Raw genomic sequence first — 12,137 nt, forward strand, 5'->3', positions numbered from 1 at the left:
GTCTCGGAGCGGCCGTCTGTTCACTGCGCTTCCAGCCCGTCAGCGCAGCCGGGGTATGCCTTCTCAGGTCGACTTCCCAGGTCAGCTGTCGTGTGACCCCTGACGCGCGATGAGGATCGCCGCCTGGGTGCGGCTCTCCAGTCCCAGCTTGGCGAGCATGGTGGAGACGTAGTTCTTCACGGTCTTCTCGGCCAGCGAGAGCCGCGCGGCGATCTGCCGGTTCGTGAGTCCTTCGCCGATGAGCTCGAGGATGCGCTGCTCGTGCTGGGTGAGCCGGGCGAGCGTGGGGTCCTGCTTGGGACCGGACCTGATCCTCTCGAGCACCTGCGCGGTGATCGCAGGATCCAGCATCGAACGACCCGCGGCCACCTGGCGGATGCTCTCGACCAGGTCGCTGCTCCGCACCTGCTTGAGGATGTAACCGGAGGCGCCGGCCATGATGGCCGCGAAGAGCGCCTCGTCGTCGTCGAACGTGGTCAGGATGAGCGCCTTGATGTTCGGGTCCTTGGAGCGGATCTCCCGGCAGACGTCGATGCCGGAGCCGTCCGGGAGCCGACCGTCGAGGATGGCGACATCGGGTCGAAGTGCCGGGATACGGCGCGCGGCCTCCTCCGCCGACCCTGACTCCCCGACCACCGTGATGCCACCCGCAGCATCCAGGAGGCTGCGGATCCCTTGCCGGACGACCTCGTGGTCGTCGAGAAGATAGACCTTGATCGGAGGGCTCGGCTCATCGTTCATTCGCCCACGGTAAGTCTCGCGGAACGCGACGCCAACGACGCTTCGTCCTACCGCGCAGGGACCTTGGTCCATTTGTGACGGCGAGGTCTGTGCCGTTGATCCGAGTCACGCGGTGACTCGGAATCGCGGCACTCGCGACCCCGACGCACGCGAGTCGTCTGGAAGCATGTGACCTCGTGACTGAGGTGACGACTCACGTCGGCGGTTCCGACGCGGTGCTGGACAAGCGCCTGAGCGATGAGCTGGACACGTACAACTCCGACGCCACGCCCGATGTCGCGCCCGCCGAGGAGCTGACGGTCCGGATCGAGGAGCGCGGGGACCTGGTGGCCGGTCTGTCCGGCTGGACGTGGGGCAGCGCCGCGGGCATCGCGATGACCTGGGTGCGCGACGACCACCGCAGGACCGGCATCGGCTCCACCCTCCTCGACGCCTTCGAGAAGGAGGCCAGGGACCGAGGCTGCACGCACGCCTTCGTCACCTCCTTCACCTTCCAGGCCCCCGAGTTCTACCGGCGGCACGGCTACCAGGAGATCTTCCGTTGGGAAGCGGTCCCGACCGTCGGCCGGGACGACGTGCACATGCGGAAGCAGCTCTGAGCACTCCACATGGCCCGATCCGGGCGAGGCGAGGGCCTTCCGGGGCGCAACAAGGTCGAGGGTGGCGCTCACCCATGTCGCCACGGCACTTCGGAGGAGAGACATGATCAGACACTCACGCAAGGCCACGGCGGCGCTGATCGGCGCCGCCGCTCTCGCAGCCGCGACAGCCATCACGGCGACCGCTCCTGTCAACGCGGCCTCGACGGGGGCCGACACCAGCTACCTCGTGCTCTACCGCAGCGGCGCCTCGACGGCCGGCGCGGCCAAGGCGGTCGCGGCGGCAGGGGGCACCGTCGTGGCGACGTACGCCCAGATCGGGGTCGTCATCGCGCGGTCCGGCCGTTCCGACTTCGTGTCGGCCGTGACAGCTGCGAACGGCGTCCAGGCCGCGGCCGCGACGCGGCCGTACGCGACGTCTCTCGGCGACGGCACGCAGGACGGCGCGGACTCGTCGGCCGTCGTCAGCACCGAGCCGCTCTCCTCGCTGCAGTGGGACATGCGCAACATCCAGGCGCCGGAGGCCCACCAGATCACCCCCGGCAGCCGCGACGTGCTCGTCGCCGACCTCGACACCGGACTCGACTTCACCCATCCCGACCTCGCCCCGAACTACGACGCCGCGAACAGCACCGACTGCACCAGCGGGGTGCCGGCGCCGCTCCTGGCCGGCAACGACAAGAACGGCCACGGCACCCACACCGCAGGCACCATCGCGGCCGCCGCCAACGGGATCGGCATCGAGGGCGTGGCGCCGAACGTCCGGATCGCCGGCGTCAAGACCGGCAACGACGACGGCTTCTTCTTCCCCGAGGCGGTCGTGTGCGCCTTCATGTGGTCGGCCACCCACGGCGTCGATGTGACGAACAACAGCTACTTCGCGGACCCGTGGTACATGAACTGCAAGAACGACCCGGCCCAGCGCGCGATCTGGACGGCCGAGTCACGAGCGATCAAGTTCGCCCAGTCCCAGGGCACCGTGGTCGTCGCGGCCGAGGGCAACTTCTCCGACGACCTCAACCACCTCGGTCAGGACGCGCAGAGCCCGGACGACACCACTCCGGTCACCCGCGACATCACCAACGCGTGTGCCTCGGTGCCGGTCGACGTACCCGGCGTCATCGGCGTCTCGGCGACCGGTGTGCTGCACCTGAAGAGCTTCTACTCGTCCTACGGCAGCTCCACGGTCGACGTGGCCGCGCCCGGCGGCGACTCGATCCTCCAGGTCACGCCCGAGGCCACGAACGGGCGGGTGCTGTCGACCTACCCGGCCGGCCTCCCGTGCACGCGGAAGGTGACGCAGGGCGCCGCGACGTACTGCTACCTGCAGGGCACCTCGATGGCCAGCCCGCACGTCGCCGGCGTGGCGGCTCTGGTCCTCAGCGCGCATCCCGGGATGAGCCCGCGTGCGGTCGAGGCCAAGATCCAGCAGACCGCGACACCGCTGGCCTGCCCGGACGCGGGCCTGTACGCCGCCTTCCCGAGCGTGAACGACGGCGACCCGCAGGTCTGCCGCGGCGGGACGGGGCACAACTCGTTCTACGGTGCCGGGGAGGTCAACGCGCTGGCCGCCGTGCAGTGACGGCGACCATCCCGGCTGCATGAACGACCGATGCCGGTCCGGCGGACCCCTGCCGGGCCGGCATCGGCTGCGATCTCACAGGTGTGACAGCAGCGCGGCGAGCGCCACGAGCGGCACTCCGTACGACAACGACCGCAGCGCCCGTTCGAGAGGGGCGAGCAGCAACCGCCGGTCGACGGCGACCACGTCGCCGTCGGTGGTCGTCAGGATGCCGGTGACCTCCGCCGTCCGGCGACGCAGCTGGCGCGCCGGTGTGCTGAGGAAGCGTTGGGCGTACGTCGTGGCGATACCGCCCGCCGTCGCCACGCCCACGGCGACCAGGCCCTTCCATGTCGCGCCGGGCGACTGCGCGACGTAGCCGACCACGACGGGGAACCCGCCCCAGCCGAGCCCGAACACCAGGTCGCTGTGCATCAGGCCCCCGAACAGCTCGGCGTTGTAGCCGACCACCAGGACCGCACCCAGCGGGATGGCGACGAGCAGCGGCCAGTTCGTGCCGGCCCACCAGAAGACTCCGTAGACACCGAGCGCCACGGCACCGGCCAGCGCTGTCGCCGCGAGACCCGTCAGCGCGCGATCGGTGAAGGCAGTGCCCAGCGGGTGACCGGTGCGCTCGTCATAGGCGTGCGCCGCGATGCCGACGGCGAGGAAGAACGCGAGCACGCTCAGGCCGAGCGCGCCCCAGTCGATCCGTCGCGCCATCGCCGCGCCGAGCACGACGTAGCTCAGGTGCCACACGGTGTACGGCGGGTGGAGCAGCGTCCACCAGTCCGCCCACCGGCCACCTCGGCGCGCGTAGAAGGCCGGCGCCTCAGCCACCGCGGCGCCGCCCCTCCATGACGAGGCCGCCGCCGAGGCTCATCGTCCGCACCCGCACGTCCTCCAGACCGGCCTCCTGCCACATCTGGACGTGCCGCTCGACGGGGAACCCGCGATAGTGCTCCTCGATCGACGGCCCGAGGAACCGACCGACGCGCGCCCATTGCGGCCCGCCGGTCACCATGCCCGCCGCGGGCAGGACCGCCCGCGTGTACAGCCGCCATGCCGGGCGCCACAGGGGCGGTGGCGGCACGGCGAACTCCACGCAGGCGACCGTGCCGCCGGGCCGCACGACGCGTGCCAGCTCGCGCAGGGTCGTCGCCGGGTCGGTGACGTAGCGCAGCAGATAGGTGAAGGAGAGCGCATCGAACGCACCGTCTCGGAACGGCAGGCGCTCGGCCCGCGCGAGCGCCAGCTGCACGCGACGCTCGCCCAGCCCGCTCACACGCGCCTGGCCCTGCCGCAGCATCTCCTCGGTCAGGTCGACGCCGATGACGGAGGCATCCGTCCGGCGCGCCACGGCGAGAGCCACTCCTGCGGTCCCGGTGGCCACGTCCAGCACCAGCCGCGGGCGGCTCGCGGCGATCGCGTCCACCAGCGCCGCCCGCCAGCGTCGGTTCTGGCCGAACGAGAGCGCTTCCTCGAGCAGGTCGTAGCGCTCGGGCAGACCCGCGAAGAGCTGGCGCGCGAAGGTGTTCGGATCCTCGCGCGACCGGCGTACTGCTGACTCGACGCCCTCCGGCATGCGCACCTCCGCGACCACGGTAAGCCCTGCGGCCGGATCCGGCTCCTGCCTGCGGCGAGCCAGCGGTGGGCCACGGCCCGGTCGGGCAACGCCCGGACGGCGTCAGCCGATCACGCCGACGGCGGTGAGCACGCTGTAGACGGACAGGGCGACCATGACGACGGCGGCGATCCGGGTGATCCACCTCATCGGCAGGAACCGCAGCAGCGTCTTGCCGCCGAGCATCGCCAGCAGGGCCACCGCCCACAGCGCGAGCGTGGCGCCGACCGCGACCGAGAGGGCGTCGTGGTACTTCGCGGCGAGGTTCGCCGTCAGGATCTGCGTGAGGTCGCCCCACTCGGCCACGATGATGACGCCGAAGCCGAGAGAGGCCACTTTCCAGAAGCCGGCCGTCTCGGGCACGCCCGCGATCTCGGCCTCCTCCTCGGCCTCGATCTCCTCCTCGTCCTCATTGCCCTCGCGCCAGACCATGACGGCGCCGACCAGGAAGAGGACGGCGACGACCGCCTCGACGGCCCGGTGCGGCAGCAGGGTGAGCAGTGAGCCGGCGACCACCGCGATGATGACGTGGACGAGGAACGCGGCAGCGACGCCTGCGAACGCCCATCGCCAGGGGAAGCGGGTGCCCAGCACCAGGCTGGCGATGGCCGTCTTGTCGGGCAGCTCACCGACGAAGATGAGGCCGAACGTGGCGGCGACGACGCCGAGCTGAAGCATGCAGATGGTCCTCACTGTCTCGGGAACGCTCCCGGGCAGCCTCAAGTTACTCGGCGGCCCTGACACTCGGGCCGCCGAGGTGCTCCCCCTCCGACACGTCAGCCGGGTCGCGAGGGCCGGCGGACTACCGTCGGATCACCACCTTGAGCGCCTTGGTCTCGGCCGCATTGCCGAACGTCTCGTAGGCGTCGAGGATCTGGTCGAGCGTGAAGTGGTGGGTCCCGAACTTCTCGGCCGCGAGCCGATGCTGGGCGACCAGCCTCAGCAGCATCGGGGTGCTGTTCGTGCTGACCAGGCCCATCGTGATCGCGATGTCCTTGATCCACAGCTCGTCCAGCGCCAGCTGGGCCGGAGCGCCGTGCACGCCGACATTGGCGACCCGTCCACCGGGGCGGACGATCTGCGTGCACGCCTCGAAGGTCGCCGGGATCCCGACCGCCTCGATGGCGACGTCGACGCCGAGGCCGTCGGTCATGGCGAGCACCTGCTCCTTCCAGTCGGGCGCGCCGCTGTCGACCGTGTCGGTCGCACCGAACGAGCGCGCCTGGTCGAGCCGGTTGGCGTCGAGATCGAGCGCGATGACCCGCGCCGCGCCGTACAGGTGCGAGGTCATCATGGCGGCGAGCCCGATCGGGCCCGAGCCGACGACCGCGATGGTGTCGCCGGGCTTCACCTGCCCGTAGCGCACGCCGATCTCGAACGAGGTCGGGATGATGTCGGAGAGCATCACGGCTGCCTCGTCCTGGACGCCGTCCGGGACCCGGTAGAGCGAGTTGTCGGCGAAGGGGACCCGGACGTACTCCGCCTGCGTCCCGTCGATGAGGTGGCCGAAGATCCAGCCGATGCCGCTCGCGCCCTCATCGGCGAGGCAGTGCGCGTAGAGCCCGGCGTGGCAGTAGGAGCAGGCGCCACAGGCGCTGATGCACGAGATGATGACACGGTCGCCGATCGCGATCGTACGCACGGCGGCGCCGACCTCGATGACGGTGCCGACTCCTTCATGGCCGAGGATGCGGCCCTCGGTCACGGCCGGGACGTCCCCCTTCAGGATGTGCAGGTCAGTGCCGCAGATCGTCGTCGTGTCGATCTGAAGGATGACGTCGGTGGGCTGCAGGATGCGCGGGTCCGGGACGTCCTCCCAAGCCTTGTTGCCGGGGCCGTGGTAGACGAGTGCCTTCATCTCGGAAACCTTTCGCGGAGTGACGGACCGGGCCTCTCCCAGTCGCCTCCCACGCTGCTCCCCCGCGACTCACCGGGCATGGGCACAAGGACCTCGCCCGGCGGTCCGATGGTCCCGGGCGACTCGGTGGGACGTTCGTCCCGACGACCTCGGCATCGCGACCCTGCCCCGGCCCTGTCAGACGGTGCAGTCTCGGGGACAGGGCCGGCCCGAGCCCGCGAAGGAGCACGAGATGACACACCTGGTCGACATCGTCACGGTCCCGGAGGCAGTCGCCGCCGTCGTCCGATTCCACGTCGCCGCAGAGGAGCTGCCGCACATCGGCGAGCGGATGGGAGAGGCGTTCGGCGCGGTGATGGCCCAGCTCGGGGCAGCACAGCTCACGCCGGTCGGACCGGCGTTCTCCTCTTACCGGCCGGTCGCGGACGGCTTCGACGTGGCCGCCGGATTCCGGGTGCCGCCCGCGTCCACCGTGCCGCCCGGGCTCGAGCGCCTCGAGCTCGAGGGCTCCGAGACCGCCCACACGACCCATGTCGGGCCGTACGAGACGCTGTCCTCGGCGTACGACGACCTGGTGGCGCAGGCCGGGGCCGCGGGCCGCTCCGTACGGACCGGTGGTCCGATGTGGGAGGAGTACTGGAGCGCCCCTGACGCGCCGGCGGACGAGCGTCGCACCGAGATCTACTGGCCGCTGGAGCCACTCGCCTGACGCGGACGTCAGAGAGCGACGATCACGAGGATCGTGCACGACGACGCGACAGCCACGGCAGCGGCCGCGAGGACGGCCGCTCGCGGTGAGCCGTCAGCGACCCCGCCGCGCGGGCGGTCCGCTGCCCCGGACGTCGCACTGCGTCTCGCCAAGAGGATCGCCGCGCCGACCAGCGCCGCGCCGACGGCCAGGAGGACGACCGGAGCAGCAGTCCTGCCGGGGAACCACCTGGCCACCGCGCCCGCGGTGGACTGGAGCACTCCGAGTGCGCCGACGGCCAGCATCAGCAGGTTGCGCACGACCAGCGCCCAGGCGACCAGCAGGAACGCCGTGCTGACCGCGAACACGGTGCCGGCGTCCGTCGACATGGTGAGCATCGCACCGAACACGGCGGCTGCCGCTCCGAGCGCTTCAGCGAGCGCTCGCGGCCGGAGCAGACCGCCCCACGCGAGCACCATCCAGACCACACCGACCGTCCAGACGGCGACACCGGGCAACCCGTCCGGACCGCCGAGCGTCGCAGTGACGCATGCCGCCGCGACGAGCAGCGCCACCAGGGTCGTCATCTGCTGCAGCACCGTCGGGAACCGCCACCAGAGCACCAGGGCGTACGCCGAGGCACACAGAGCGGCGATGGTCGCGACATCGAGCCCGTCCTCGACTCCCAGCTGGCTGGCGAGGATGGCCGCGAACCCACCGAGTGCGACCACCGCCGCGGCCAGCAGCACCGAGCGGACCCTGGCCGGTGCCCCACGCCCATCTCCGACGAGAACCGCGGTGAAGGTCAGCCCTGCTGCGGCCGCTCCGGCAGCAGCGACACGAGTGGGCCCGGACAGGTCGTCCCAGTAGTTCGCTGCGAGGACCATGACGGCCGCCACGATGATCGCGCCGCCGAGATAGCCCAACCCCTCGACGACGAGCGACGAGACCGCCGGTTGACGGCGAGGGCTGCCCGGCGCCGCGCCCGGCGTCCCGGCAGCGCGCCGGATGCGCAGGTCGCGCTTCAGCGCCTCCGCCTGTTCCGGGCTGACGAGTCCATCGCGGGCCCACGAGTCCACCAGGGCGTCGGAAGGCGTCTGCTCGACGTCGGCTGCGCCGGTTTCGGCTTCTGCCCGTGTCCGGCTCCGGTTGATCGTCATCCCTCACGCCCCCGTCTCGTTCGTGCTGTGACCCGGCCCGAGCGGCTACGACGTGCGGGCCGACGCAATCGGCGAACGCCTGGGGCGCACGTCGGCGACGTCGGCGGCGACCTCGACGGCATCGTTCGCGGCGCGCGTCTCCCGCTGGAGGAAGGCCGACAGGTCGCCGATCGTGCTCATCAGTGGTGCCGGGAAGACGACGGTGGTGTTCTTGTCGACACCGATCTCCACCAGGCTCTGGAGATTGCGGAGCTGGAGCGCGACCGGGTGGAGCATCATGATGTCCGACGCGTCGGCGAGCGCGGACGCCGCGGCCGCCTCGCCCTCGGCCGCGATGATCTTGGCGCGCTTCTCGCGCTCGGCCTCCGCCTCGCGCGCCATCGCACGCTTCATGGTCTCGGGCAGCGTGATGTCCTTGAGCTCGACCAGGGTCACCACGATGCCCCAGTCGGTCGTCGTACGGTCCAGGATCTCGCGGATGTCGGCGTTGATGGTGTCGGTCGCCGCGAGCGTCTGGTCCAGCGTGTGCTGGCCGACCACGTTGCGCAGCGTCGTCTGCGCGATCTGGTTGATCGCCGATTCGACACTCTCGATCGCGACGATGGACTTGACGGCGTCGACGACGTGGAAGTAAGCGACACCCGCGACATCGATGCTGACGTTGTCCTTCGTGAGGATCCCCTGGGACTGGATCGGCATCGTCACGGTCCGCAGGGACACACGGCGGAGCACGTCCACGACCGGAATGATCAGGCGGAGTCCGGGCTCCCTGAGCCCGTGCAGCTTGCCCAGTCGGAACTGGACTCCCATCTCGTACTGCTGAACCACGCGGATGGACAGTGCGAGCAGCACGACCACCGCGACAGCGGCCAGGACCAGGACGATCGCCCAGCTCGTCATCGTTCTCCTCCTCCTACGGCTTCACCAAGCAGGGAGCCAGGAGGCTCTCGTCCCACCGTCCTTCGCGATCCAGCGCCCGGGCAGAGTCCACAGACCGTCCGGCTCGGGTACATCGCCGGTGCGAGCGGGACTTCCGGCACCGTCGTGTCCGACGACGGTGCCGGGCGCCAGGACCGCACCGCTCAGTCGGAGTCCAGGTCGATCGAGCCGTCCGCGGCCGCCAGGAGCTCGCCACGCTCCTCGATGGAGAAGTCGGGCAGACCCGGTGGCGGCAGCACGAGCACAGGACACCTGCTCTCCCTCAGCACCGTCCTGGCGGTGCCGCCGAGGTGTCCGATCGCGGCCACGATCGACCGCCGGGTCAAGATCACCAGGTCGGACTTCGCGGAGGCGTCGACGATCGCCTTGGCCGCCTGCCCGCGCACCACTTTGATCTCGACCGGCAGGTCGACGTACTTCTTGTCGCGCCCGGCACGCAGGTCGCGCAGCTCGTGCTGCGCCCGTCGCTCGGTCTCGAGCGCGCGGGTGGCCACGAGGTCGTCGTACATCACCGGGACATCCCAGGCATGCAGCAGGACGAGGCGGGCGCCGTGGTCCTTGGCGATGCCCATGGCTCGGCCCACGTGGTCCCGCCACTCGTCGGCGCTCTTCACGGCCGCGATCATCCGTCCCTGGAGCGGGGCCGAACCTGTCGACGCCGGGACGACGACGACCGGCACCTGAGCGCGCGACACGACTCCGCCGTGCACGGATCCGGTCGCCAACCGACCGAGCAGGGGGCGGTGCCGGTCTCCCAGCACCACCAGTCGACACCCCCTGCTGGCCTCCAGGATGTGCTCCGTGCGTCCCCCGAACTCGACCATCGTGACGACTCGATCGGCGGGCGCGTCGCCGAGGATCGCGCGTACGGCGGCCGCGGCATCGACGAGCACACGTTCGCGGCGGTCCTGGCCGGGCGGTGCCGTCTCGGCACCGGCATCGAGGGCCACCGGGTAGGCGAGCTCTGGAGCGACGTGCAACAACTTGACGCCCGAGCCGGTCATCGCCGCCTCCCGGGCGGCGTACCGAACGGCGGCGTCACCGCCCTCCGTCCCGTCGACGCCGACGAGGATCCAATCGTCGCCCATCCCAGCTCCTCTCCGCACGGTCACACCGAATCATGCGTGCGCGCGGCCCTCAGGCAGAGGGCGAAAGGTCCTCGCGCCCATGGACCGCGGTCCTTGAGGCCGGCGGCTTCGGAGCGCGATCCACCATCGGGCTCCGGCGAAGCTCACACGGTGTCGGCGACCGACGCAGCCACCAGCACACGCGCGGTCTCCTTGGCCGCCGCAGCCGCTGCCGGGTCCGCGGCCAGCGCTCCGTCGGCCAGGCCACCGTCGACCAGCAGCGTCAGCGCGCGGGCCAGCCCGTCGGGGTCCGCGACGCGCGCCTGCACCGCCAGGTCGCGCACCCACGCTCGTACGGCCTGCTTGTGCGCGACCGTGCGCTCATGGATCGGGGTGCCGGGCATGGACTCGGCCGCGGCGTTGATGAACGCACACCCTCGGTAGCCGTCACGCCGGCATGCCGTGCCCAGTGCGTCGAACAGCCCGACCAGCTGGTCGCTCGGGTCGGCGCCGGCCGCCTCGGCCGCGGCGCGCAGCTGTCCCGTCCAGATCCCGTCGACCTTGTCGAGGTAGGCCAGGACGAGCTCGTCCTTGGACGGGAAGTGCTTGTAGAACGTGGCCTTGGCGACCCCGGACTCGGCGATGATGAGGTCGACGCCGACAGCTCTGATCCCCCGGGCGTAGAACAGCCGGAAGGCAGTCTCGAGGATGCGTTCGTGCGCGGGGGTCGGAGCCACCCCTTGATCATAGACAGACCTGTCTGTTAACGTCCATCGCACGGCAGACAGACCTGTCTGTTCTCACGCTTTCGAAGGACACCTCATGAACATCGCAGTTCTCGGCACGGGCATGGTCGGCCAGGCGCTCGCCGGTCGGCTCGACGAGCTCGGGCACTCCGTCGTCGTCGGCACCCGCGACCCGGAGGCCACCCTCGCCCGCACGGAGCCGGACGGCATGGGCAACCCCGCGTTCTCGGCCTGGCAGGCCGACCACCAGGGCGTCACGCTGGCCACGTTCGCGGAGGCGGCGGCCGGGGCTGACCTGGTCGTCAACGCCACCTCCGGAGTCGTCGCGCTCGACGTGCTCGGCCTGGCGGGTGCGGACAACCTGGCCGGGAAGCCGCTCATCGACATCTCCAACCCGCTGGACTTCTCCAACGGCTTCCCGCCCACCCTCTTCGTCAAGGACTCCGACTCCCTCGGCGAGCAGATCCAGCGCACCTTCCCCGCGACCAAGGTCGTCAAGACCCTCAACACCCTCACCGCCTCGCTGATGGTCGACCCGAAGTCGCTCGGTGCGACCTCGACGATCTTCGTCTCCGGTGACGACGCTGAGGCCAAGAGCACCGTCGTGGCGCTGCTCGCGAGCTTCGGCCACGACGACATCATCGACCTCGGTGCCCTGGAGACCGCTCGCGGCACCGAGATGCTGCTGCCCGTGTGGCTGCGGCTGATGGGCACCCTCGGCACGGGCAACTTCAACTTCAAGATCGTGCGCTGAACGAGGCTCGCGACCCGCACGGGCCGTGACTCAGGGGCCGCTTCGGATCCGTCCGGAGCGGCCCCTGACGCGGGACGGCGTTAGCGCTGCCCGCGGCGCGATCAGCCTCCGACTCGCTCCGGCACGCGGTCGACCCGGACCAGCCGCACCCGGTTGACGACGAAGAGCACGAGGAACGCCGCCCACGACAGCAGGCTCAGCCACAGCTGGATGCGAACCTCGGCGTCGAAGGCCATCTGGACGAGCACCCCCAGGATCGCCAGCGTCGTCAGCCCCGAGAGCCACGGGAAGAGCCACATCCTGACCGTCAGCTCCGCCCCGTCTCGGCGGTAGCGGAGCACGATCTGCGAGACGCAGATCAGCAGGTAGACGAAGAGGATGACCGCGCCCGAGGAGTTCA

Annotated in this window: 14 protein-coding genes; 4 read left to right on the forward strand and 10 right to left on the reverse strand. The window is 70.7% G+C overall.

What is annotated here, in order from left to right; translation table 11 throughout:
- Positions 1-81: 81 nt before the first annotated feature.
- Positions 82-741, reverse strand: coding sequence for a response regulator (locus ABD205_RS20115; protein ID WP_344047981.1), 660 nt, complete (start codon positions 739-741; stop codon positions 82-84).
- Between the two features lie 176 nt (positions 742-917).
- Here ABD205_RS20115 and ABD205_RS20120 point away from each other — a divergent pair, with 176 nt between their 5' ends.
- Together ABD205_RS20120 and ABD205_RS20125 are read left to right on the forward strand one after the other, a co-directional pair.
- Entirely contained in the window at positions 918-1,340 is a 423-nt protein-coding gene (locus tag ABD205_RS20120; protein WP_344047983.1) for a GNAT family N-acetyltransferase, read from the forward strand.
- A 103-nt stretch (positions 1,341-1,443) separates the two neighbouring features.
- Positions 1,444-2,922, forward strand: coding sequence for a S8 family peptidase (locus ABD205_RS20125; protein WP_344047984.1), 1,479 nt, complete (start codon positions 1,444-1,446; stop codon positions 2,920-2,922).
- A 75-nt stretch (positions 2,923-2,997) separates the two neighbouring features.
- Here the strand turns inward: ABD205_RS20125 and ABD205_RS20130 are convergent, their stop codons facing one another.
- From ABD205_RS20130 to ABD205_RS20145, 4 genes are all read right to left on the reverse strand, one after another.
- Positions 2,998-3,741: a hypothetical protein gene (locus ABD205_RS20130; RefSeq protein ID WP_344047986.1), complete on the reverse strand. Its 744-nt coding sequence runs from the start codon at positions 3,739-3,741 to the stop codon at positions 2,998-3,000.
- Entirely contained in the window at positions 3,734-4,486 is a 753-nt protein-coding gene (locus tag ABD205_RS20135) for a class I SAM-dependent methyltransferase (protein ID WP_344047988.1), read from the reverse strand. Before ABD205_RS20135 ends, ABD205_RS20130 begins: the two co-directional genes overlap by 8 nt.
- Before the next feature lie 102 nt (positions 4,487-4,588).
- On the reverse strand, positions 4,589-5,203 hold the full coding sequence (locus ABD205_RS20140) for a TMEM165/GDT1 family protein (RefSeq protein WP_344047990.1): 615 nt from the start codon (positions 5,201-5,203) through the stop codon (positions 4,589-4,591).
- A gap of 124 nt (positions 5,204-5,327) precedes the next feature.
- Entirely contained in the window at positions 5,328-6,383 is a 1,056-nt protein-coding gene (locus ABD205_RS20145; RefSeq protein ID WP_344047991.1) for a zinc-dependent alcohol dehydrogenase family protein, read from the reverse strand.
- Positions 6,384-6,615: 232 nt separating this feature from the next.
- Between ABD205_RS20145 and ABD205_RS20150 the strand changes: the two genes are divergently transcribed.
- Complete coding sequence (locus tag ABD205_RS20150; protein WP_344047993.1) at positions 6,616-7,092, forward strand: GyrI-like domain-containing protein; 477 nt, start codon at positions 6,616-6,618, stop codon at positions 7,090-7,092.
- Between the two features lie 8 nt (positions 7,093-7,100).
- Here the strand turns inward: ABD205_RS20150 and ABD205_RS20155 are convergent, their stop codons facing one another.
- The 4 genes from ABD205_RS20155 to ABD205_RS20170 all read right to left on the reverse strand — a co-directional run bounded on the left by ABD205_RS20155 (position 7,101) and on the right by ABD205_RS20170 (position 10,974).
- A complete protein-coding gene (locus ABD205_RS20155; protein ID WP_344047994.1) occupies positions 7,101-8,231 on the reverse strand; it encodes a DUF2157 domain-containing protein in 1,131 nt (376 codons plus the stop codon).
- A 45-nt stretch (positions 8,232-8,276) separates the two neighbouring features.
- Positions 8,277-9,131, reverse strand: a complete 855-nt coding sequence (locus tag ABD205_RS20160; RefSeq protein WP_344047995.1) for an SPFH domain-containing protein — start codon at positions 9,129-9,131, stop codon at positions 8,277-8,279.
- A gap of 182 nt (positions 9,132-9,313) precedes the next feature.
- Positions 9,314-10,258 (reverse strand): universal stress protein, encoded by a 945-nt coding sequence (locus ABD205_RS20165; protein WP_344047997.1) that lies wholly within the window; start codon positions 10,256-10,258, stop codon positions 9,314-9,316.
- Positions 10,259-10,401: 143 nt separating this feature from the next.
- Complete coding sequence (locus ABD205_RS20170; RefSeq protein ID WP_344047999.1) at positions 10,402-10,974, reverse strand: TetR/AcrR family transcriptional regulator; 573 nt, start codon at positions 10,972-10,974, stop codon at positions 10,402-10,404.
- Positions 10,975-11,059: 85 nt separating this feature from the next.
- Here ABD205_RS20170 and ABD205_RS20175 point away from each other — a divergent pair, with 85 nt between their 5' ends.
- The gene (locus ABD205_RS20175) at positions 11,060-11,737 is read left to right on the forward strand and encodes an NADPH-dependent F420 reductase (protein ID WP_344048001.1); all 678 of its coding nucleotides are present in this window, start codon (positions 11,060-11,062) and stop codon (positions 11,735-11,737) included.
- A 101-nt stretch (positions 11,738-11,838) separates the two neighbouring features.
- Here ABD205_RS20175 and ABD205_RS20180 read toward each other — a convergent pair.
- A partial coding sequence (locus ABD205_RS20180) for a hypothetical protein (protein ID WP_425573087.1) occupies positions 11,839-12,137 on the reverse strand: 299 nt, incomplete at its 5' end.

Source organism: Nocardioides panacihumi, assembly GCF_039530925.1.
GTDB classification, from domain to species: Bacteria; Actinomycetota; Actinomycetes; order Propionibacteriales; family Nocardioidaceae; genus Nocardioides; species Nocardioides panacihumi.

Coding starts and splice junctions, on each gene's coding strand:
- ABD205_RS20115 (WP_344047981.1), bottom strand. CDS start 741: ATGAACGATGAGCCGAGCCCTCCGATCAAGGTCTATCTTCTCGACGAC.
- ABD205_RS20160 (WP_344047995.1), bottom strand. CDS start 9,131: ATGACGAGCTGGGCGATCGTCCTGGTCCTGGCCGCTGTCGCGGTGGTC.
- ABD205_RS20145 (WP_344047991.1), bottom strand. CDS start 6,383: ATGAAGGCACTCGTCTACCACGGCCCCGGCAACAAGGCTTGGGAGGAC.
- ABD205_RS20175 (WP_344048001.1), top strand. CDS start 11,060: ATGAACATCGCAGTTCTCGGCACGGGCATGGTCGGCCAGGCGCTCGCC.
- ABD205_RS20125 (WP_344047984.1), top strand. CDS start 1,444: ATGATCAGACACTCACGCAAGGCCACGGCGGCGCTGATCGGCGCCGCC.
- ABD205_RS20165 (WP_344047997.1), bottom strand. CDS start 10,258: ATGGGCGACGATTGGATCCTCGTCGGCGTCGACGGGACGGAGGGCGGT.
- ABD205_RS20135 (WP_344047988.1), bottom strand. CDS start 4,486: ATGCCGGAGGGCGTCGAGTCAGCAGTACGCCGGTCGCGCGAGGATCCG.
- ABD205_RS20140 (WP_344047990.1), bottom strand. CDS start 5,203: ATGCTTCAGCTCGGCGTCGTCGCCGCCACGTTCGGCCTCATCTTCGTC.
- ABD205_RS20150 (WP_344047993.1), top strand. CDS start 6,616: ATGACACACCTGGTCGACATCGTCACGGTCCCGGAGGCAGTCGCCGCC.
- ABD205_RS20155 (WP_344047994.1), bottom strand. CDS start 8,231: ATGACGATCAACCGGAGCCGGACACGGGCAGAAGCCGAAACCGGCGCA.